Source organism: Paraburkholderia sp. SG-MS1 (genome assembly GCF_012275575.1).
Classification (GTDB): Bacteria; Pseudomonadota; Gammaproteobacteria; order Burkholderiales; family Burkholderiaceae; genus Paraburkholderia.
In genome coordinates, this window is the sequence record NZ_NPIH01000297.1 from 2279 (window position 1) to 3509 (window position 1231).

Here is a 1231-nt window from a genome sequence, read left to right on the forward strand (position 1 = left end):
TCGCCGATACCGTCAGCCCGTCGTTGTCGTTCGTGATGAAGTCGCCCGGCGTGCCCGTGTCCTGCGAGATGCCGGTGATTGCCACCGTCGTCGTGGGCGCAATCGTGTCCGTGTAGGCCACGTCCGTCGGATTGCTCGGATTGCCCGCCTTGTCGGTCGCGATTGCTTCCACCGTACCGCTCGTCTGCGGTACGTCCGTCGTCACGCTGTAGTTGCCCGAAGCGTCGGCCACGGTCGATGCCGTGCTGCCGTCCGGGTACGTCACCGTCACCGTCGAACCCGCCTCGGCCGTACCACCCACCGTCAGGCCACCATCGGCGTTCGGCGTTACATTGACCACCGGTGCGTCCGGCGGGGTCGTGTCCGTGTAGGCCACGTCCGTCGGCGTGCTGGGGTTGCCCGCCTTGTCGGTTGCGACCGCTTCCACCGTACCGCTGGTCTGCGGTACGTCCGTCGTCACGCTGTAGTTGCCCGAGGCATCCGCCACGGTCGATGCCGTGCTGCCGTCCGGATACGTCACCGTCACCGTGCTGCCTGCCTCGGCCGTGCCATCCACCGTCAGGCCACCATCAGCGTTCGGCGTCACATTCACCACCGGCGCGTCCGGACCCTGCGCGTCCGTGTAGGTCACGTCCGTCGGCTTGCCATGGTTGCCCGCTGCATCGGTGGCGACCGCTTCCACCACACCGCTGGTCTGCGGAACATGGGTCGTCACACTGTAGTTACCCGAAGCATCTGCCACGGTCGAGCCCGTGCTGCCGTCCGGATACGTCACCGTCACCGTCGAGCCCGCCTCGGCCGTACCACCCACCGTCAGGCCACCATCGGCGTTCGCCGTCACGTTCACCACCGGCGCGCCCGGCGGCGTCGTGTCCGTGTAGGTCACGTCCGTCGGCGTGCTCGGATTGCCTGCCGGATCGGTGGCGACCGCTTCCACTGTGCCGCTGGTCTGCGGCACGTCCGTCGTCACGCTGTAGTTACCCGAGGCATCCGCCACGGTCGAAGCCGTGCTGCCGTCCGGATACGTCACCGTCACCGTCGAACCCGCCTCGGCCTTACCATCCACCGTCAGGCCACCATCAGGGTTCGGCGTCACATTCACCACCGGCGCGTCCGGACCCTGCGCGTCCGTGTAGTTCACGTCCGTCGGCTTACCATGGTTGCCCGCTGCATCGGTTGCGACCGCTTCCACCACACCGCTGGTCTGCGGAACATGGGTCGTCACGCTGTA

General features: G+C 67.3%; 1 protein-coding gene. It reads right to left on the reverse strand.

The genetic code is table 11. The annotated features are described in order from the left end of the window. On the reverse strand, window positions 1-1231 hold a 1231-nt coding region (locus CIC12_RS32695; protein WP_238813007.1), incomplete at both ends, for an Ig-like domain-containing protein.